Here is a 16,537-nt window from a genome sequence, read left to right on the forward strand (position 1 = left end):
ACACCGGGTCACGTCAGCTCAGTTGGGCGGCCGCGCATGTCCGGAAGCGCCGTGCCCTGTCCTGCTCGTCGGGCGGTCTGCCTCAGACCGTGAAGGGCCGCTTTCGCAGGAACTCGTCGTGGGCGCTGCCGGTCACGAGCAGGTCCGGCCTCTGGTCGGGTGGGCAATCCTGCGGAGGATCCCGCGGTGGAACGACTCGTGGCCGCACGTGAACCTGCCTTCGCACCACACTTCTCGGAGTGTGCCGGGAGGCCGTCAGGGCATCGCGTCAGGACGGGGCGAGAACGCAGAACTCGTGGCCCTCCGGGTCGGCCAGGCACGTCCACGGGACGTCGCCCTGGCCGAGGTCGAGGTCGCTGGCGCCGAGGGACCGCAGCCGGGCCACCTCCGCCGCTCGATCGTCACCGGGGTACGGCAACAGGTCGAGATGGACGCGGTCAGGCACGGTCTTCCCGTCGGGCGTGCGGAGGAACTCCAGATACGGGCCGACGCCGTCGGCGGAGCGCAACGCCGCATGGTCGTCGGACACCTCGTGCAGGACCCAGTCCACCGCCTCTCCCCAGAACCGGGCCATGTCCCGCGGATCCGCGCAGTCGATCACCACCGCGGCGATCGGTCCGGTGTCCCGGTAGGTCTCCCGAGGCTCCAGCACGCAGAACTCGTTGCCCTCCGGGTCGGCGAGGACCGTCCACGGCACTTCGCCCTGGCCCACGTGGGCGGGCGTGGCGCCGAGAGTCTCCAGGCGCGCGACCAACTCCGTCCGGTGGGCCGCGGAGGTGGTGGCGAGGTCGAGGTGCACACGGTTCTTCGTCGCCGTCTTGGCCTCCGGAACGGGAACGACGTCGATGCCGAGGGCGACCGGGTCCGGCCACACCAGACCGCCGCCGGGTCCGACGTAGGTGGTCACGCCGGGACTGTAGGCACTCCAGCCGAGCGCCTCCGCCCAGAACCGGCCGACCGCCGAGTGATCAAGAGCCTTCATGTTCACCTGAACAGGTCGCAGTGCCATGCCGGCGATCCTATGCGCCTGCTCTGCGGCTACATCCAGAATGGTTCGGGCGAAGGGCTCGGGTCAGCGCGTCACCGTTGCGCTACGACGATGCGAAGGACGAACGGCATGACGGGAACTCGGCAGGTCTTGTTCATCCAGGGCGGCGGCGAGGGCGCGTACGACGCATGGGACGACAAGCTGGTCGACAGTCTGAGGCGAGAACTCGAGGACGAGTACGAGGTCCGCTACCCGCGGATGCCCGACGAGCGTGATCCGGGTTACGCCCGGTGGAGTCCGGCCATTCGGAACGAGCTGGCGGACTTGCAGGACGGCGCTGTCGTGGCAGGCCATTCGGTGGGCGGGACGCTGCTCGTCCAGACCCTCGCCGAGCAGCCGCCGGAGCGCAGGCTCGCGGCGATCGTGCTGATCGCCGCCCCGTTCGTCGGACGAGGGGGCTGGCCGGGCGAGGAGTTCGAACTGTCCGGCGACCTCGGCGCACGGCTGCCGGACGGCACGCGGGTGCACGTGTTCCACGGACTCGAGGACGACACCGCCCCGCCGTCGCACGCCGACCTCTATGCCCGCGTGATCCCGCAGGCGCAGGTGCATCGGCTGCCCCGGCGGGATCACCAGCTGAACAACGACCTGAGTGAGGTGGCCGAGGTGATCCGCCTCGGCCACCTCACATCCTGATCACCTGGGGCCTGCTGTCGATGCCCACGCCAGGTCGCTTCGCCGTTCGTTCCTCGACGACCGTGACCGACGCTCGCTCGCGGCCCGGCGGGCTCAACCGGTTCCCTTGTTTCTCCGGTTGAGTGTCGTGAAGATCAGAAAGCCTGCGGCGAAGAAGATGACACCACCGACCAGGAACGGGATCGGGGGGTACTCCTCGATGCACGTCTGGCCGCCGGTCACGGTATGGCAGACGTTCCCCGGGCCGCTTCGGTTCAGGTAGGCGATGTAGAGGAGTGGCAGGGCCAGCCCGGCCACCAGGCCGGCCGTCGCGTTCCCCGGGCCCTGCCACAGCAGGAGACCCGCCCCCACCGCGGCCACGAGCACCAGGACGATGCCCACGGTCAGAATGGCGGCCAGTCCGACTCCTGCGAGGCCCCCGACCGCGAGCCACCCCAGGAACCAGCCCCAGCCGGCCACGCGTCCGTACGGGTGTGCGGTGGCTCCACGACTGACCATGGTTCCCCTTCCCCTGAGCCGCGAATCGGACGCTGTGTCTTCACGCCGACCCCAGCATGGCAGGCCCCCCGCGGTGGGGAACGACCAGCCCGTTCAAGGGAGTTCGGATCACGGCTGCCGTGCCCGGGCCGTTCAGGCGCCGGGACGCGCGTACCGCCGTACCGCCGGCGGTACGAACACCGCGATCAGCACCGTGCACCAGGCCAGGGATCCCGCGACCGGATGGGCGACCGGCCAGGCGGCCCCCTGCGGGACCGGTGCGTTGCCGAACAGGTCCCGCAGGGCTGTCGTCACCGCGCTGATCGGATTCCACTCGGCGAGCGTGCGCAGCCAGGACGGCAGCTGGTCGGTGGGGATGTAGGCGTTGGACAGCAGCGGCAGCATGAAGGTCGCGCTGCCCAGCTGGCCCGCCGCCTCCTCGCTGCGGGAGAGGAGCCCGAGGTAGATCCCGGCCCAGGTGCACGCGAGCCGGAACAGCAGCAACAGGCTCACGGCGCCGAGAGCGGCGAGCGCCGACCCCTGCACACGCCAGCCGACGGCGAGCCCCACGAGCAGGAAGGGGAGCGTGCCCACTGCCGTGACCACCAGGTCGGCCGCCGCTTGCCCGAGGGGTACTGCCGCACGGCTCACCGGCAGGGTGCGCAGCCGGTCCGTCACGCCCCGGTGGACGTCCTGCGCTGCCTGGAACATGCCCGTCATGATTCCGTTGGCGGCGGTCGCCACCAGCAGGCCCGGCACGAGGAACGAGCGGTACTCGGCGCCCGGCATCGCCAGCGCGCTGCCGAAGACGTAGCCGAAGAACAGCAGCATGGTGATCGGCATGGTCTGGGTGAGGATCGCCAGGGCCGGGTTGTTGCGGATGCGCAGGAGCTGTCGTCCGAGCATGGCCGTGCCGTCGTGGGCGAGAGTGCTCACGTGGTGACCTCCTGGTCGGTGGTGAGGCGAAGGAAGACCTCGTCGAGGGTCGGCGGGCGCAGGCCGGCGTCGAGCAACGGCACGCCGGCCGCGTCGAGTTCGCGTACCAGGCGGGGGAGGGTGAGTGTCGCGTCCCGGGTGACCGCGCCGACGGTTCTGCGCTCGTGGTCCGACGCCGGTCGTGTGCCGGTGAGCCGGTCCAGGACGTCGGCCGCCTTCGGCAGGGCGTCCGCGTCGGCGACGACGACCTCGGCGTAGGAGCCGATGAGCGCCTTGAGGTGGTGTGGTGAACCGGTGTGCGCGACCCTGCCCCGGTCCATCAGGGCTATGTCGTCGGCGAGTTGATCCGCCTCCTCCAGGTACTGGGTGGTGAGCAGGACGGTCGTGCCGTCGCGCTTGAGTTCGCGGACCGCCTCCCAGATGTCGCCCCGGCTGGCCGGGTCGAGGCCCGTGGTCGGCTCGTCGAGGAAGAGGACGCGGGGGCGGCGGACCAGGCCGGCCGCCAGGTCGAGGCGTCGGCGCATGCCGCCCGAGTAGGTGGAGGCGGGACGGTCGGCGGCCTCGGTCAGTCCGAAGCGGGCCAGGAGGTCCGCGGCGCGCTCCGCCGGTCCGCGTACCCGGTGCAGGCGTGCGAACAGACGGAGGTTCTGGCGGCCGGTGAGGTCCCCGTCGACGGTGGCGTACTGCCCGGTGACGCTTATGGCCCGCCGTACGGCGGAAGCCTCCCGGACGAGATCGTGACCCGCGACCCGGGCCGACCCGGCGTCCGGACGCAGCAGTGTGGTCAGCAGCCGTATCGCCGTGGTCTTGCCCGCCCCGTTCGGCCCGAGGATCCCGCAGACCGTGCCCTGCGGGACGGCGAGGTCGAAGCCGCGCAAGGCGCGCACCTCTCCGAACCGCTTCTCCAGACCTTCACTAAGTACAGCGTACGTAGTAGTCATGTGCCGACCATAGCGCACTACGTGCGATGTACGTAACTACCATGGTGGCCGAGGTGATGATCCATGGCGGGCCGAGCGGCCGTACCCGAAGTGATCTGGGCCCGTGCCGAGCGCACGGGCCGGGGGCCGAAGCCCGCGTACACGCGCGCGGACATCGCGGCGGCGGCGGTGCGGACCGCCGACGAGGGCGGACTGGACGCGGTGTCCATGCGGCACGTCGCGGCCGTACTGGGCTGCGGGACCATGTCGCTGTACAACTACGTCCCCCGCAAGGAGGACCTCTACGAGTTGATGGTCGACGCGGTGAGCGGCGAGCACGAGACATGGGAGCCCAGCGGGGACTGGCGGGCCGACATACTGCGGGTGGCGCGGGACACCCGTGCGCTGATGAAGCGGCACCCCTGGCTGCCCCGGCTGATGTCACCGGTGTACGGGTTCAGCCCCCATGCGCTGCGCTATCTGGAGCACTGTCTGGCCTGCCTGGATCCGCTGGACATGAAGTACGGCATGAAGATGCAGCTCATCGCGATGCTCAACGGGGTCGTGACGACGTACACGGCGAACGAGCTGGCCACCGCGGAGCGGACGCGGTCGTTGCCGTGGTCCGAGGAGGAGGAGAACGCGGTGCGGATCGCCTATCTGGGCAGCCAGGTGGCGAGCGGAGCCTATCCGCGGATGGCCGCGGCGTTCATGGAGGACCCGGGACCGATCGATCTGGAGACCGTGTTCGAGACGGCGCTGGAGCGGGTACTGGACGGGTTCGTACCGCGGAAATGAAGCCGCGGGACGGCCTGCGCGGAGCGCGGAAACCGGTGGGGACCGCAGGACCGTCTCCCGCACACTCGAAGGCGACCGGGGCCTTTCGACCTGCTTCGGGCCTGGGAGCCGCAGGAGCACGACGCGCGATCCCGCCGGCGTCCGTCGTTCGTGATCCGCTTCCCGGAAGTCGCCCTACTGATGTGCGGCGGTCGGCTGACCGGCGATGGAGGCGAGCTTCAGTTTGGTCTCGTCGGCGCTGCCGGGTACGGCAGTCAAGATCACGATCTTGCTGTCGGAATCGCCGTCGGTCAGCACATCGCAGTCCACTTCGACCGGTCCCACCACGGGGTGCTCGACCGTCTTGTGATCCTCACGGTGAGAGGCGACGGTACCGTTCGCCCACAGCTCGGCGAACCGTTCGTTGCCTGCTCCCAGAACCCGGACCAGCTCCGCCAGGCGGCTGTCGTGCGGGAAACGACCGGTCGCGCGGCGCAGGTCGGACACGATGGCGGCGTCGGTGGCAGCACGGTCCGCCTCGGTCACGGGCCACAGCCCGAGGCGGACATGATCTACGCCCACCGGGAACCTCTCGCGGGCGAAATTACGCAGCCGCGGCGGCACCGACGAGGGATCGCCGACCAGCGCGGCCCAACCGCGGTTCCACCAGATCAGTTGCCAGTCCGCCGCGAACACGGCGACCGCGACGTCTCCGAGCCGGCTCAGCACACGGTGAACGCCAGGTGTGATGTGGCCGGAGATCGCGCCATCGGTCGGCGGGACGAGCTGGGCCAGCCGGTACAGATGATCCCGTTCGGCGGCGGACAGCTGGAGTGCGCGGGCCAGCGAAGCCACCACCTGCGCCGACGGCGTCGTGGCGCGCCCCTGTTCCAGGCGTACGACATAGTCGACGGACATACCGGCGAGTTCGGCAAGCTCCTCGCGGCGCAGCCCGACCGCGCGCCGTGCCGGGCCCACCGGCAGCGCCGCGGCCGCCGGGGGCAGTCGATTCCGCCATGTCCGGATCATCGTCCCCAGTCCGGCTCCGGGTGTCGTCGTCATGACGTCCATCATCCTGCGCTTCGGCCGTCGACGGTGATGCCGAAGGTGGTACTGCCTCTCCCACCGTCGAAGCGTCCCTGGCCGGGCGCCACGGGTGGGCGAACACTGCATGCATGACGATCATCTTCATCACCGGAGCCAACAAGGGGCTCGGTCGCGAGAGCGCCCGCCGTCTCATCGAACTCGGTCACAGCGTGCTGGTCGGCGCTCGTGACCCCGAACAGGGCGCAGAGGCCGCCGCCGCGCTCGGCGCGCGCTTCGTCCCCATCGACGTGACCGACGACGCGTCCGTCACCGCGGCGGCCGCGGATGTCGCCGAGCACGAGGGCTCGATCGACGTTCTGATCAACAACGCCGGCATCGCCGGTCCCGCCGGTGATCCCGGCACCCTGACCGGCGCCGACGCCCTCGGTGTCCTCGACGTCAACGTCGCCGGTGTCGTCCGCACGACCACGGCGTTCCTGCCGTTGCTGCGCCGGTCGCCGGACCCGGTGATCGTCAATGTCAGCAGCGGAATGGGCTCGCTCGCCTTCACCCATGATCCGTCGCGGGTCGAGTCCCACGCCGTCGTGCCCCTCTACTGCGCGTCGAAGGCGGCGCTCACGATGCTGACCACGCAGTATGCGAAGGCGCTGCCCGGCATCCGCGTGAATGCCGCCGATCCCGGCTACACGGCGACCGACCTCAACGGCCACAGCGGCCCCCAGACCGTCACAGAAGGCACGGACGCGATCGTCGGGCTCGCCACCGAGAAGCCCGGGTCCGGCTCCGGACGCTTCGTCGACCGAACCGGTGAGATCGCCTGGTAGTGGACCCGGCAGGCGCGGGGACCGGAGCCCCTCGGCACCGCGGTGCCGCCCGCTGCGGCGCCGGAGCCGGCCAGGGTCCCGGCGGCCGGGCCGGGCCGGTGCACAGCGGCTGCCGTGGGGCGCCGCGCCGCACGCTTCCCGCCGCCGGAGTACGGCGCGCCGTGTGCCGCCGGGCTAGGCACGGCGGACGGTGACGCCGCCCACCAGGCCCCAGGCGTCGATCCTGACGGTCGGGCCGCCCGGCTCGCTCGGTCCGTCGTCCTTGACTCCGCCCAGGCGCAACCCGTGCACCTCCACCCTGACGTCGTGGCGGACCCTGAGGCTGACGCCGCCGATCAGGCTCAGCTTGGTGATGCGCAGCTCGGCGCCGTCCGGGAGGTCGATGTCCGTCAGATCGATGTCCGCGCCGCCGATGAGGGAGGCGGTGACCGTCCGCTCGTGGAGGGTCGCTCCCTCCAGGCGGTGACCGCCTATCAGGCTCACCTTGACGTCGGTCTTCCGCGGGTTCGCCCCGTTGCTCTTCGTCATGGAAGTACCGTACGGGTGGCGGCACTTGGGCCCCAGTGCCCGCCGTCCGGTGTCGCGCATGACAAGTGTCATGCGGCAGGCGGCTCCGCACCCGGGGCAAGGCGCGGGCAGCGGGCGGTGACGGCCGCGCGGTCACACGTCACCTGTTGATCGCCGCCGCCACGCGCACAGCGCCTCACAGCGTCGCGGTCGATTCCTCGCCGGAGGCGCTGCCCGCGAGCCACTGGTCCCATCCCAGGTTGAAGTCGGCGTAGCCGTTGTCGGCCGGGGCCTTGGCGCGGGGCGAGCCGGTGATGGTCACGGGATCGCCCTGCTTGACCTGGCCGTAGAACCACTTGGCGTCCGACATGGACAGGTGGACACAGCCGTGCGAGCCGCGGGCACTGCCGCTGCCCGGATTCGGGTCGCCGGTCGAGTAGTGCACGTACGTGCCGGACTGGGTCAGGTGGACGTCCCAGGGAAGCGTCAGGTCGTAGTAGTTGGGGCTGCCCTTGTCACAGCTGATGCCGACGCTGCAGGAGGTCATGTGGACCTTCTCCTGCTTGTCGATGACGGCCATCGTGCCGTTCCACGTCGGATACTCGGAGCTGCCCGCGTTGATCGACAGAGTGCGCAGGTTCCGGCCGTTCCGGGTGACCTTCATGGTGTGCCCGGTCACCGAGACCTCCGCGCGCACGTCGTCACCGATCTTGAAGGTGTGCGTGTAGTCGCGCACGCCGAAGCGTCCGTTGCCGTTGCTGACGCCCGTCATGTCAGCGTCGATCTTCACAGTCGTGCCGGAGGGCCAGTACGTCTTCGGGCGCCAGTCGGCGCGCTTGTCGCCGAACCAGTGCCAGGCGCCGGCCACCGGCTGCGAGGCGCTCACCTTCATGTGCTTCTCGACCGTGGCCCGCGCCTTGGCCGAAACCGGGTTCGTGAAGACCACCGAGACCGGCATGGCCACGCCGACCGTGGTTCCCGTCTGCGGGGTGATGGTCTCCAGCAGCATCGGCGGGCCCGCGGGCTTCGTCGGTGACGGCTTGGCGCTCGCACTCGGGTTCCCCGATGCCTTCGCGTCGTCGCCGCTCGCCTTGTCGCTGCCGCCTCCGCCGCAGGCACTCGCACCCACCAGCACCACACCCGTGACGAGTGCGATCCCTATGCCGCCCTTGCGCCGTCCCACGACGTGCCCCGCTCTCTCGATCTTCGGCCCTGACGGACCCGGCTCACTGTCAGACAGTGACAGCCCGGGTCGCAGTTGCGTGTGCCACGTAAAACGTGTCCCAAAACTCGATGCGCGGACGTTCGGCAAGCAGGGCGGCCGACGCCAGTATGGTGGGCCGATGGCCGACTCCCTGCCGTGCGGCGGTGCGGTGCTCGATGCGGATGAACTGACCGCACGGTGGTCGGACGCCTGGAGTCCGGCACAGGTCGCGGAGCGGCTGGAAGGGATCTCTGCTTCGTGGTGCGTCGCAGCGGGGTGGGCGCTGGATCTCTTCCGCGGTGAGCAGTCGCGGCCGCACGGTGACCTGGAGATCGCGGTGCCCGTGGCGGGATTCCCGGAGATCCGGGACCGCTTCCCCGAGTACGCCTGGGACGCGGTGGGTTCGGGACGGGTCTGGGCCGGGACGGGGCCAGGGTCGGAAGCCGGGGCCGAGGCGATGGCGGCCACGCACCAGACCTGGCTCCGGGACCCGGTGACCGGTCGGTTCCTGTTCGACGTCTTCCGCGAGCCGCACGAGGGCGGGACGTGGATCTGCCGACGGGACGAGACGCTGCGGCTGCCCTACGACACGATCATCGAGCGGACGACGGACGGTATCCCCTTCCTCGTACCGGAGTTGGTGCTGCTGTTCAAGGCGAAGGCGCCGCGGACCAAGGACCAGGCGGACTTCGACGGCATGCTGCCGCTGCTGGGCCGGGCGCGGCGGGCCCGCCTCGGAGAGTGGCTGGAGCACGTGCACCCTGGGCATCCCTGGCTGATGGAGCCGGCGATGCAAGACGCCTCGCAGCCCACTCCGAAGCCCGTCCCGAAGGCCTCCTCGACATTCCGGCGACGAGGTCGCCCGCTCCCGTAGGTGCTGGCGAGGTGAGGTTCCCGCCCACGCCTGAGCGGATGCCCGGTCCCTCCGGGGCTCGGTCCGACGGGCTCGCTCCGAGATCAGTCGAAGCCGGTGAGGGGAGCGGCGGCTACCTGCTCTTCCTGCCGCGGGAACTGCACCTGTCGGGCACAGCCGTAGGACTTGCGCTCGCGGCGACGGGGCCGGGCGCGCTCCTGGGCTCGGCACTGGCCGCCCGCCTGCCGGGCCGCCTCGGCCACGGTGCCGTGCTCGTGTCCGCGGCGGCAGTCGGCGACGGCGCGTTCTTGTGTGTGCCCGCGCTGCACGGCCCCTCTGCGGTGACTGTGGCCGCGCTTCTCGCGGTCGGCTTCGTGTTCGGCGCCGGCGGCCAGGTGGTGAATGTCACGGTCATGGCCGTCCGCCAGGCCGTCACCCCGGACGGGATGCAGGCCCGTGCGGCCGCCACGATCACGTTCGTCGGCATGGGACTGACCCCACTGGGCTCGCTGCTCGGCGGATTCCTCGCGGGGGAGTGGGGGTTGCGCACCAGCCTCCTGGTGACCCTCGCGGGCATGATGCTCTCTCCGGCGCTGATGGCCTCGTCCCCGCTCGCCCGCCTGGGACGGGCGCTGCCGAACGCGTAGACCCTTGTACGACCCGGCCGCGCCGGCCTCGCGTACGGGAATGGCGGGACCCGCGCACATCCAGGTCCGGGCGGACGTCGGCCGGGCGCTGCCTCGATCCTGGTTGTGCGCCCTGGCGTGCCCCGCGCCGATGCGGGCAGTCGGTCGGTGACAGACAAAGCTTCGCGTGTCGCGGCACGCGGGTGAACCGTCCGCACCGGACCAGGAGTTCCTCATGATGATCGTCGGCGTGATCGCCCTCTGCGTAGTCCTCGCGGTACTCGCGTTCATGGTTCCGCGGCTGAGCCGGCACCCCCAGAACGGCGCCCAGCGCACCCTGGGTCTGGGATCCCGCGCCGGTTCCAAGGCTCCTGGTCCGCTGGGGCGCCTGCTGAGCAAGCCCTTCCAGTCCAGCTCGCGGGCCGTGGGGCGCAGCGGCTCCGCCGGCCGCCGGGCGCGGGGACGCATGCCGTTCTGACCGGGCAGCGGCGGGTGCACCCACCAGGCCACGCACCGGGACGCGCTGCCCCGGTGCGTGGCCGCGCTGTCCCGTCGGGGCGATGCGCTGACCGGCCGACACCTGCCGCCCGGCGGAGACGTCCCGCTGGTCCGTATGGCCGTACTCCGTCTTGGGCCGTCGGAGTGCGGGATCCGCACCCACGGGCCTTGGTCGAGCCGACTCGCGATGCCTAATACCGTCGTGGGTGCTGGGGGGAAGGCCGGATCACGGACGCCGAGCGCGCGGCGGTTCCGCGGGGTGTCCGGATGCGGGCGGAGAGACGCTGCCCCGGGGAGCGGGTAGTCCTGGAGCGTCGTCCGCATCCACCGAGGGGAAACCCGTGCCCGTCGTATCCGTGCGTGCCCAGTGGCGTAGGCCGCTGAGGGGAACGCAGATCCTGTGTCTGATGCTGGTCCTGGCGGGTCTGACGGCGCCGCGCGCCGCCGCGCAGGATCCGAGACGTCAGGACAGCTGGCGCATCGACCTGGCGGGACCGGAGACCGGCCGGGGCAACGTCGCCCGACGTCCGGACGGGATCACCGTCAAGGACAGCAACGGCGGGACACGGTCGGTACCCGGCGCCTCCGCCGTCTACACGTCGCCCGGCAGAAGCCTCGGCCGCCCGCTCACGGCGTTCACCGTGCGGACCGAGGCGGAGGTCCCCGCCGGCACCGGGGTGCGGACGGAGATCCGGGGCAGCAACCGTCCGGGCACCTGGACGCAGTGGCGGGCAGTGGACGGCGCCGGCGAGGTCCGGCTGCCGCAGGCGGTGTCGCTCGTCGAGGTCCGGCTCACCCTGCTCGGTGTCCCCGCCGGGCCGTCACCCATCGTCCACGCCGTCACCGTCGCCGCCGCAGCCGTGCAGCCCGCGCCGCAGGACGGCACGTCGGCGGCCAGGTCCGGTCCGGCCTACCGCCTGTTCGCCACCCGGGAGGGCCTCACCGGGGGGACCACCGCGAACGGCCACGTCATCCAGCCCCGAGACCACTTCGTGGCCCTGCCCTCGCGGCGGATGCTGACGGTCAACGGCGGACACGAGTACCAGGTGCGTCTGTGCTACGAGGGGCGCTGTGAGACCGCGCCCGTGTGGGACGTCGGCCCGTGGAACACCCGCGACGACTACTGGAACCCGTCCGCCCAGCGGGAGATGTGGCGGGACCTGCCACAGGGCACCCCCGAGGCGCAGGCCGCGTATGTCGACGGCTACAACGACGGCTTCGACGAGTTCGGCCGGCGGGCCGCGAACCCGGCCGGCATCGACCTCGCGGACGGCACCTTCTGGGACGGCCTCGGCATGACCGACAACGACTGGGTGGACGTCACCTTCATGCCGGACGGCGAGGTGGTCCGGCGACGGTGACGGCCTGGACCGAGACCAGTGTTCGCTCGTGTCCGTTCACTTCGTGTGGTGTCGTCGGCAAGCTGTATGCGGGTGATTCCCGTCCGGCGCGGTGCTGGGTGGTCGGTCGGAGTGTGACCGACGAGGGCGTCACCAACGACAAGGGGGTCCGCCTGACCTCGAACGCCGGCGGGGCCGGTTGTGTCAGCGGTATCCCCCTCGACGGCGGTGGAACAGGCGGCGTCAGTACGCGGTGGGCACGGGGTCGAGGCGTTCGACAGCCGGGAACGTGACGACCCGGCCTCGTTGTCGGCTGTGGCAGCGTGCGGCCCGTCGAGACCGGAGGGGGCGGTTGTGACGTCGAAGCGTACTCGTACGAAGTGGGGACCGGAGCAGAGGCGGCTACTGGCGCGGTGGTGTGAACCCTGGCGGTCCGCCGCGGCCCTGGATGCACCGGTGGACGAATCCCTTGCCGAGTGGGCGCTCGCTCAGCTGTACGACGACCTGGGGCAGAGGCGCCCACCGGTCGTGTGGGTCGACTCGCCGGGCGAGGCCGCCCGGGCGATCGGCGACGCGGGTGCGAGGGAGCTGGTGACCGCGCCGTACGGCGGCGTCTCGATGTGGCCCCGTCGAGGCGATGCCGGGCAGGCCTGGGATCCGCTGAGCCGAGGCGTGGGCGTCGTCACCGTGGCTCCGGACGCGGTCGCCTACCTGGAGCAGCCCGGTCACGTTCCCCTGGCCTGTGCACCGGGAGCGTATCTGCTACGACTCGTCTGATACGACGTCACTGGCGGCGGGGGAACGGGTGACCGAGGGCGAGGGCGGTGTGTTCATCGGTAGCCCGAGGTCAGGCGGGTGCACCGCCCCACGATGCACCCGTCGTCGGCCGTCTGCGGGTGTCGTGGCGTGCTGCCTCACGTCATGTGGTCTGCGCCTGATTCGTCGTCCGCGTTCCGGGGCAGTGCCACCGTCGTGGTGACTCGTACGAGGGAGGGTTGCCGGGGTACTGAACCGAAGCCGAACCGCACGGGTGGTTCGACTTGCGTCAGCGCACCCAGATCCTCGCCGTCGAGTACCCCTGTCAGGGCCCGGATGGGCCGCAGGTCCTGTGCGCCGTACCATTCCCTGCGGCCACCGCCCGCACTGCCTCGGGTGCGCACACCGGCCAGCACCAGGCGGGCGGGCCGGTCCGTGAGCGCGCTCCAGGCCGGACGGCGGGCGAGGGCGCCGGGAACAGCACGCAGCAGGAGGCCCAGGATGCCCCGCCGACCGGTGGTGAAGCGCAGGCGGAGGGGGGTCGCGGTCACGGTCCAGGTGTCCTGCGCGACGCTCACGTCGACCGGTACGACACGTACGGTGTCGAAGGTGTAGGTCCCGCTGACGAAGTCCGCGATCTCCCGGGTGGGGGCCAGCAGCAGTCGCTCTCCGTCGGCCCGCTCCACCATGGCATCGCTGAACGGTCCGAACGGCGACCGCGGCCAGTGTCCGAGCACCACGCGTGTGCCGGACGAGGTACCCACACCCGCGATCCAGCCGTCGAAGCGCAACCGCGGGTGCCCCGTCACCGCGCTGACCACCCGGCTCGCCCGGGACATGAGCAGCCCCGTACGTGGAGGGCGATGCCCCTGTCCTTGTACTGCGTGGGGTCGAGCTGTCCGTCGGCGACGGTCTTGCCGGACAGGTCGGGCGCGGCGGCGCGCTCGCCCCTGCCGGTCGAGGCGAGGGGGGTACGGCCGGCGGCGCTCATGTTGGAAGTGTTGCATGTCGGTCTCCTGAAATCGCTCACCTCCCGTGCGGAAAGGACGGGTTGTGACAGGTCCTCCGGCCGTGGGAAAGGACAACATCCGGTCGCTGCCGCGCCACAGGACCGCGGAGACAGGTCAGGGGCCACCGCGGCTCGGCGGGTTGCCGGGCGCGGACATGAAAAGGCTCGCCGGAACGATCCGGCGAGCCTTCGGTGTTGCGCGGTCTCAGTAGGCGGGGGCCAGCTTCGGGTTGGGGCCGTACTGGTTGGGCTCCTGCTTGCCCTCGCTGGCGAGGAACACGAGCAGGACGATCGCGCCGACCAGCGGGATGAGGGCGATGAGGATCCACCAGCCGGACCTGCCGGTGTCGTGCAGACGGCGGACCGCGACCCCAAGGGAGGGCAGCAGAACGGCGACGGCGTAGATGATGCCCAGGATGCTCGAACCGATTGCGGCGTCGATGATCGCCAGCACGATGCTGACGATGACGCTGAACAGGGTGAACATCCAGTATTCCTGCCGACGGGCGCGCCCGCCGAACACCGCGTACTTCTTCAGTACATCCACGTACCAGTGCATACCGCTTGTCCCCCCAGGGAAGTTGTGTGTGTCGCCATCACATCAGGCCACATGGAGGGAATCCAGCCTTTTGTCATGTGCTAAGCAACCTGTTACGAGGTCGCAGCCCTACGGTGACCAGGCAGGACACGCCCGGTTGTCCGGGCCGGTGTTCAGGTGCTCAGGGCCTGCTCGACAGTGGGATGGCATGCGATGAAGGTGTCCACGCCGACCAGGTGCAGAAGTCGAACGACAGGCTCCTGAGCGCCGGCGATACGCAGCCATCCTTCGGCGTCGCTCACGCGTCGGTGGGCGGTGACGAAGACGTTGATCCCGCTGGAGTCCATGAAGGACACACCGCTGAGATCCGCGACGATCCGGGGCGGCGTCATGACGTCTTCAGGGGTCAGTGCCCGGCTGAGGGCATCCTTGACGTCGTGGTCGATCTCGCCGTGCACCGTCACGACGAGGACGCCGTCGACCATCGAGGGCTGGACGGAGAACCGGCTGGGCCGGTCTTCCTTCTGGATGTCGGTCACCGTCTCCTCGTCTGCTCCTGGGGCATGTGGGACGCGGTCGCGGGGACTCTGCCCCGAAGTATCGCCCTCGACCACTGTGCAAGACGATACCTCAATGCCCGACATTCGAAAATCTATGTTGGTCAGCGTAGACATTCGGTGGTGGCATTGGTATGGTTTGGCCGTAGTCCGGAGAAGTAGCGGGCTCGGCGGGCATGAACTACCGGTAGTGATAACGCAGTTGAGTTTCGCGTCGAGGGTGGGCTGCGGTCGGCAGGTTCGCCGAAGTGGCCCCCGCGGGCGACCCGCCGACGGCCGTCCATGTCGACGAGGTGACCCCGGCCCATGACCCCCCACAGTCGACAGCGCAGGCCGTGTCAGTGTGGGGGGTGTGGCGGAGACCGAGAGAGCAGATGCGTGCGCGGCCGAAGATCGAGGGCGTGGGAATCTCTATGTGTACCGGGTGCGTGGGCGCGGCCGCAGCGCGGTAGTGCTGTGGGTCGGTGGCGAGGGCGACGAACCCGATCGCGTGTGGGCGCTGCGAGGAGCCGATCGCTGCCGGGTGCCGGTGTTCACGACGGTTCGGCAGGCGCGGACGTACGCCGGCCGACGAGGACGGAGGCCGGCCGTTTCTGAAGGAGGTGCTCTGGAACTCACGCGTGTCCAGCGCTGGTTGGAGGACCCGGTGCGTCGGTCCGTCCCCTCGGGAGCGGTGCTGGAGGCGTGGAACTTCTTCGAGGATCTGGCCCGAGGACTCGGCGAGGTCCACCGTCTGCCCCCGCAGAGCGCGGTGCACCACGGCGCCTACGAGAAGTTGTTCGGTGGCGAGTGCGCCGAATGGACCGCTGCCGAGCAGCGCGCGGTACTGGAGCTGATCACGGCAGGGGTTGAGCTGTGGAACTCCTGCCCGGTGATCGTGAAGCCCCGCTCAGGCATCGTCAGTGCCAGGGGGCGGCGCGACCCCCGGGGCCTGTGAGTCGAGCGTCGCTCGGCTCGCCGTCCCGTCGGCCGTCCGGGCGTGTACGCACCCGTGGCTGCGGGACCGGACGGACGACGCGTACGCTCGCGGGGGGCTGGGCCGCGCGTCGCGGCGCCCCCCACCTCGTCCACGGCAGCTGCCTGCCGGGCGACGCCGCCCGACCCTTCGGGTCGGTGACCCGGGTGCCGCCCCTCGGGCAGCGGATGCTGACACATGGTCAGAAGGTGCCGGTGCAGGCGAGGCAGACGTGCGAGACCTCCCACCTTGCCCGCTGCGCGTCCGCGTACTGCGTGGCCTTGAACACGAGCGCGCCCCAGCCGACGCCGCCCGCCACCAGCAGCAGCCCGAGCAGAACGGCGCCGCCTGTAGCCGACACAACACCGATGACGACGGCGACCACAGCCGCCCAGTACGAGACCCTCGGTGCGTCCGGCGGAGCGTACTTCTTCTTCAACGGCGAATCCGACGGCAATGACTGCCAGTAGTGCGGAAGATCCGCGACGTTCGGAGAAGCGCACTTCGACGACGGGCAGGCGATCACGAACACTCCCAAGTCCAGGGCGAGTTGGAGGCAGCAGCGTCCAGCGGTACTGGCGAGTACGGCAAGCCCGACGTGGGACGTGAGACGGGCGTCACTGCCCGGGGGTCACGGGCGCCCCGGCGGACACACGCGGAGCCCTCGCGTGAGGAGGGGATCACTCAAAGCAGCCATGGTCGGCCTGGGCGGCGGGGGATGGTTGCGCCGCATTCCCGGCCGGGTTCCGGGGCGGAACATGCCTGTGGGCCCCGGATGTCTCTCCGGGGCCCACAGGCCGGTTGCGGGGGCGGGGTTACCAGCGATACCAGCGGCCCTTGCGGCCGCCCGTGTCGGCGCTGCGCATGACGAAGCCCAGCAGCCAGACGGCCAGCACGATGACGGCGATCCACCAGAGTGCCTTCAGCGCGAAACCCGCGCCGAAGAGGATCAGGGCCAGCAGCAGAACGAGAAGCAGGGGAACCATAGTTATCAACCTCCGACGCTCCTTGTGCCCGGCGAATCCAAGA

General features: G+C 70.5%; 21 protein-coding genes and 1 pseudogene. 9 read left to right on the plus strand and 13 right to left on the minus strand.

All coding sequences use genetic code 11. The annotated features are described in order from the left end of the window. Positions 1–268: 268 nt before the first annotated feature. On the minus strand, positions 269–1,009 hold the full coding sequence (locus tag OHS71_RS38995; protein ID WP_328484041.1) for a VOC family protein: 741 nt from the start codon (positions 1,007–1,009) through the stop codon (positions 269–271). 108 nt (positions 1,010–1,117) lie between these two features. Here OHS71_RS38995 and OHS71_RS39000 point away from each other — a divergent pair, with 108 nt between their 5' ends. Then, the gene (locus OHS71_RS39000; RefSeq protein ID WP_328484042.1) at positions 1,118–1,684 is read left to right on the plus strand and encodes an alpha/beta fold hydrolase; all 567 of its coding nucleotides are present in this window, start codon (positions 1,118–1,120) and stop codon (positions 1,682–1,684) included. A 93-nt stretch (positions 1,685–1,777) separates the two neighbouring features. Here OHS71_RS39000 and OHS71_RS39005 read toward each other — a convergent pair whose 3' ends face one another. The 3 genes from OHS71_RS39005 to OHS71_RS39015 all read right to left on the minus strand — a co-directional run bounded on the left by OHS71_RS39005 (position 1,778) and on the right by OHS71_RS39015 (position 4,038). Further along, entirely contained in the window at positions 1,778–2,182 is a 405-nt protein-coding gene (locus OHS71_RS39005; protein ID WP_328484043.1) for a hypothetical protein, read from the minus strand. A gap of 132 nt (positions 2,183–2,314) precedes the next feature. Beyond that, positions 2,315–3,067: an ABC transporter permease gene (locus tag OHS71_RS39010; RefSeq protein ID WP_328484788.1), complete on the minus strand. Its 753-nt coding sequence runs from the start codon at positions 3,065–3,067 to the stop codon at positions 2,315–2,317. A 26-nt stretch (positions 3,068–3,093) separates the two neighbouring features. Next, entirely contained in the window at positions 3,094–4,038 is a 945-nt protein-coding gene (locus OHS71_RS39015; protein ID WP_328484044.1) for an ATP-binding cassette domain-containing protein, read from the minus strand. Positions 4,039–4,101: 63 nt separating this feature from the next. Between OHS71_RS39015 and OHS71_RS39020 the strand changes: the two genes are divergently transcribed. After that, positions 4,102–4,815 (plus strand): TetR/AcrR family transcriptional regulator, encoded by a 714-nt coding sequence (locus OHS71_RS39020; RefSeq protein WP_328484045.1) that lies wholly within the window; start codon positions 4,102–4,104, stop codon positions 4,813–4,815. A gap of 174 nt (positions 4,816–4,989) precedes the next feature. Here the strand turns inward: OHS71_RS39020 and OHS71_RS39025 are convergent, their stop codons facing one another. Further along, the gene (locus OHS71_RS39025; protein WP_328484789.1) at positions 4,990–5,865 is read right to left on the minus strand and encodes a helix-turn-helix transcriptional regulator; all 876 of its coding nucleotides are present in this window, start codon (positions 5,863–5,865) and stop codon (positions 4,990–4,992) included. Positions 5,866–5,969: 104 nt separating this feature from the next. Here OHS71_RS39025 and OHS71_RS39030 point away from each other — a divergent pair, with 104 nt between their 5' ends. Next, complete coding sequence (locus tag OHS71_RS39030; RefSeq protein ID WP_328484046.1) at positions 5,970–6,665, plus strand: SDR family NAD(P)-dependent oxidoreductase; 696 nt, start codon at positions 5,970–5,972, stop codon at positions 6,663–6,665. 174 nt (positions 6,666–6,839) lie between these two features. On the opposite strand, the gene OHS71_RS39035 is transcribed toward OHS71_RS39030, so the two are convergent. Both OHS71_RS39035 and OHS71_RS39040 read right to left on the minus strand, forming a co-directional pair. Then, entirely contained in the window at positions 6,840–7,193 is a 354-nt protein-coding gene (locus OHS71_RS39035) for a hypothetical protein (protein WP_328484047.1), read from the minus strand. A gap of 175 nt (positions 7,194–7,368) precedes the next feature. Continuing rightward, positions 7,369–8,355 carry a L,D-transpeptidase gene (locus OHS71_RS39040; protein WP_328484048.1) on the minus strand — a complete coding sequence of 329 codons (987 nt, stop codon included), beginning with the start codon at positions 8,353–8,355 and terminating at the stop codon, positions 7,369–7,371. A 160-nt stretch (positions 8,356–8,515) separates the two neighbouring features. Here OHS71_RS39040 and OHS71_RS39045 point away from each other — a divergent pair, with 160 nt between their 5' ends. From OHS71_RS39045 to OHS71_RS39065, 5 genes and pseudogenes are all read left to right on the plus strand, one after another. Then, positions 8,516–9,250, plus strand: a complete 735-nt coding sequence (locus OHS71_RS39045) for a nucleotidyltransferase domain-containing protein (RefSeq protein WP_328484049.1) — start codon at positions 8,516–8,518, stop codon at positions 9,248–9,250. A 113-nt stretch (positions 9,251–9,363) separates the two neighbouring features. Then, positions 9,364–9,876: pseudogene (locus OHS71_RS39050) on the plus strand (MFS transporter); the annotation flags it as partial. Positions 9,877–10,090: 214 nt separating this feature from the next. Continuing rightward, a complete protein-coding gene (locus OHS71_RS39055) occupies positions 10,091–10,333 on the plus strand; it encodes a DUF6411 family protein (RefSeq protein WP_328484790.1) in 243 nt (80 codons plus the stop codon). A 361-nt stretch (positions 10,334–10,694) separates the two neighbouring features. Continuing rightward, a complete protein-coding gene (locus OHS71_RS39060) occupies positions 10,695–11,714 on the plus strand; it encodes an SH3 domain-containing protein (protein WP_328484050.1) in 1,020 nt (339 codons plus the stop codon). A 435-nt stretch (positions 11,715–12,149) separates the two neighbouring features. Beyond that, entirely contained in the window at positions 12,150–12,470 is a 321-nt protein-coding gene (locus OHS71_RS39065) for a hypothetical protein (protein WP_328484051.1), read from the plus strand. 137 nt (positions 12,471–12,607) lie between these two features. Here the strand turns inward: OHS71_RS39065 and OHS71_RS39070 are convergent, their stop codons facing one another. The 4 genes from OHS71_RS39070 to OHS71_RS39085 form a co-directional block, all read right to left on the minus strand. Continuing rightward, the gene (locus tag OHS71_RS39070) at positions 12,608–13,288 is read right to left on the minus strand and encodes a hypothetical protein (RefSeq protein ID WP_328484052.1); all 681 of its coding nucleotides are present in this window, start codon (positions 13,286–13,288) and stop codon (positions 12,608–12,610) included. Beyond that, a complete protein-coding gene (locus OHS71_RS39075) occupies positions 13,255–13,440 on the minus strand; it encodes a hypothetical protein (protein WP_328484053.1) in 186 nt (61 codons plus the stop codon). The genes OHS71_RS39070 and OHS71_RS39075 overlap by 34 nt, the downstream gene beginning before the upstream one ends. 223 nt (positions 13,441–13,663) lie before the next feature. Then, on the minus strand, positions 13,664–14,017 hold the full coding sequence (locus OHS71_RS39080; protein WP_328484054.1) for a DUF805 domain-containing protein: 354 nt from the start codon (positions 14,015–14,017) through the stop codon (positions 13,664–13,666). A 152-nt stretch (positions 14,018–14,169) separates the two neighbouring features. Then, on the minus strand, positions 14,170–14,535 hold the full coding sequence (locus tag OHS71_RS39085; protein ID WP_328484055.1) for an STAS domain-containing protein: 366 nt from the start codon (positions 14,533–14,535) through the stop codon (positions 14,170–14,172). A gap of 664 nt (positions 14,536–15,199) precedes the next feature. On the opposite strand from OHS71_RS39085, the gene OHS71_RS39090 reads away from it, so the two are divergent. Continuing rightward, positions 15,200–15,490: a hypothetical protein gene (locus OHS71_RS39090; RefSeq protein WP_328484056.1), complete on the plus strand. Its 291-nt coding sequence runs from the start codon at positions 15,200–15,202 to the stop codon at positions 15,488–15,490. 220 nt (positions 15,491–15,710) lie between these two features. On the opposite strand, the gene OHS71_RS39095 is transcribed toward OHS71_RS39090, so the two are convergent. Together OHS71_RS39095 and OHS71_RS39100 are read right to left on the minus strand one after the other, a co-directional pair. Then, positions 15,711–15,947, minus strand: coding sequence for a hypothetical protein (locus OHS71_RS39095; protein ID WP_328484057.1), 237 nt, complete (start codon positions 15,945–15,947; stop codon positions 15,711–15,713). Positions 15,948–16,323: 376 nt separating this feature from the next. Beyond that, complete coding sequence (locus OHS71_RS39100) at positions 16,324–16,494, minus strand: hypothetical protein (protein ID WP_046260526.1); 171 nt, start codon at positions 16,492–16,494, stop codon at positions 16,324–16,326. Positions 16,495–16,537: the final 43 nt, after the last annotated feature.

Origin of the sequence: Streptomyces sp. NBC_00377 (assembly GCF_036075115.1) — a bacterium.
In the GTDB taxonomy this organism is placed as follows: domain Bacteria; phylum Actinomycetota; class Actinomycetes; order Streptomycetales; family Streptomycetaceae; genus Streptomyces.

What these genes read in the sequence shown, in the direction of transcription:
- OHS71_RS39075 (WP_328484053.1), bottom strand. Translation starts at nt 13,440, where the DNA reads ATGAGCGCCGCCGGCCGTACCCCCCTCGCCTCGACCGGCAGGGGCGAG.
- OHS71_RS39025 (WP_328484789.1), bottom strand. Translation starts at nt 5,865, where the DNA reads ATGGACGTCATGACGACGACACCCGGAGCCGGACTGGGGACGATGATC.
- OHS71_RS39045 (WP_328484049.1), top strand. Translation starts at nt 8,516, where the DNA reads ATGGCCGACTCCCTGCCGTGCGGCGGTGCGGTGCTCGATGCGGATGAA.
- OHS71_RS39035 (WP_328484047.1), bottom strand. Translation starts at nt 7,193, where the DNA reads ATGACGAAGAGCAACGGGGCGAACCCGCGGAAGACCGACGTCAAGGTG.
- OHS71_RS39100 (WP_046260526.1), bottom strand. Translation starts at nt 16,494, where the DNA reads ATGGTTCCCCTGCTTCTCGTTCTGCTGCTGGCCCTGATCCTCTTCGGC.
- OHS71_RS39030 (WP_328484046.1), top strand. Translation starts at nt 5,970, where the DNA reads ATGACGATCATCTTCATCACCGGAGCCAACAAGGGGCTCGGTCGCGAG.
- OHS71_RS39010 (WP_328484788.1), bottom strand. Translation starts at nt 3,067, where the DNA reads ATGCTCGGACGACAGCTCCTGCGCATCCGCAACAACCCGGCCCTGGCG.
- OHS71_RS39020 (WP_328484045.1), top strand. Translation starts at nt 4,102, where the DNA reads ATGGCGGGCCGAGCGGCCGTACCCGAAGTGATCTGGGCCCGTGCCGAG.
- OHS71_RS39005 (WP_328484043.1), bottom strand. Translation starts at nt 2,182, where the DNA reads ATGGTCAGTCGTGGAGCCACCGCACACCCGTACGGACGCGTGGCCGGC.
- OHS71_RS39070 (WP_328484052.1), bottom strand. Translation starts at nt 13,288, where the DNA reads ATGTCCCGGGCGAGCCGGGTGGTCAGCGCGGTGACGGGGCACCCGCGG.
- OHS71_RS39055 (WP_328484790.1), top strand. Translation starts at nt 10,091, where the DNA reads ATGATGATCGTCGGCGTGATCGCCCTCTGCGTAGTCCTCGCGGTACTC.
- OHS71_RS39015 (WP_328484044.1), bottom strand. Translation starts at nt 4,038, where the DNA reads ATGACTACTACGTACGCTGTACTTAGTGAAGGTCTGGAGAAGCGGTTC.
- OHS71_RS38995 (WP_328484041.1), bottom strand. Translation starts at nt 1,009, where the DNA reads ATGGCACTGCGACCTGTTCAGGTGAACATGAAGGCTCTTGATCACTCG.
- OHS71_RS39000 (WP_328484042.1), top strand. Translation starts at nt 1,118, where the DNA reads ATGACGGGAACTCGGCAGGTCTTGTTCATCCAGGGCGGCGGCGAGGGC.
- OHS71_RS39080 (WP_328484054.1), bottom strand. Translation starts at nt 14,017, where the DNA reads ATGCACTGGTACGTGGATGTACTGAAGAAGTACGCGGTGTTCGGCGGG.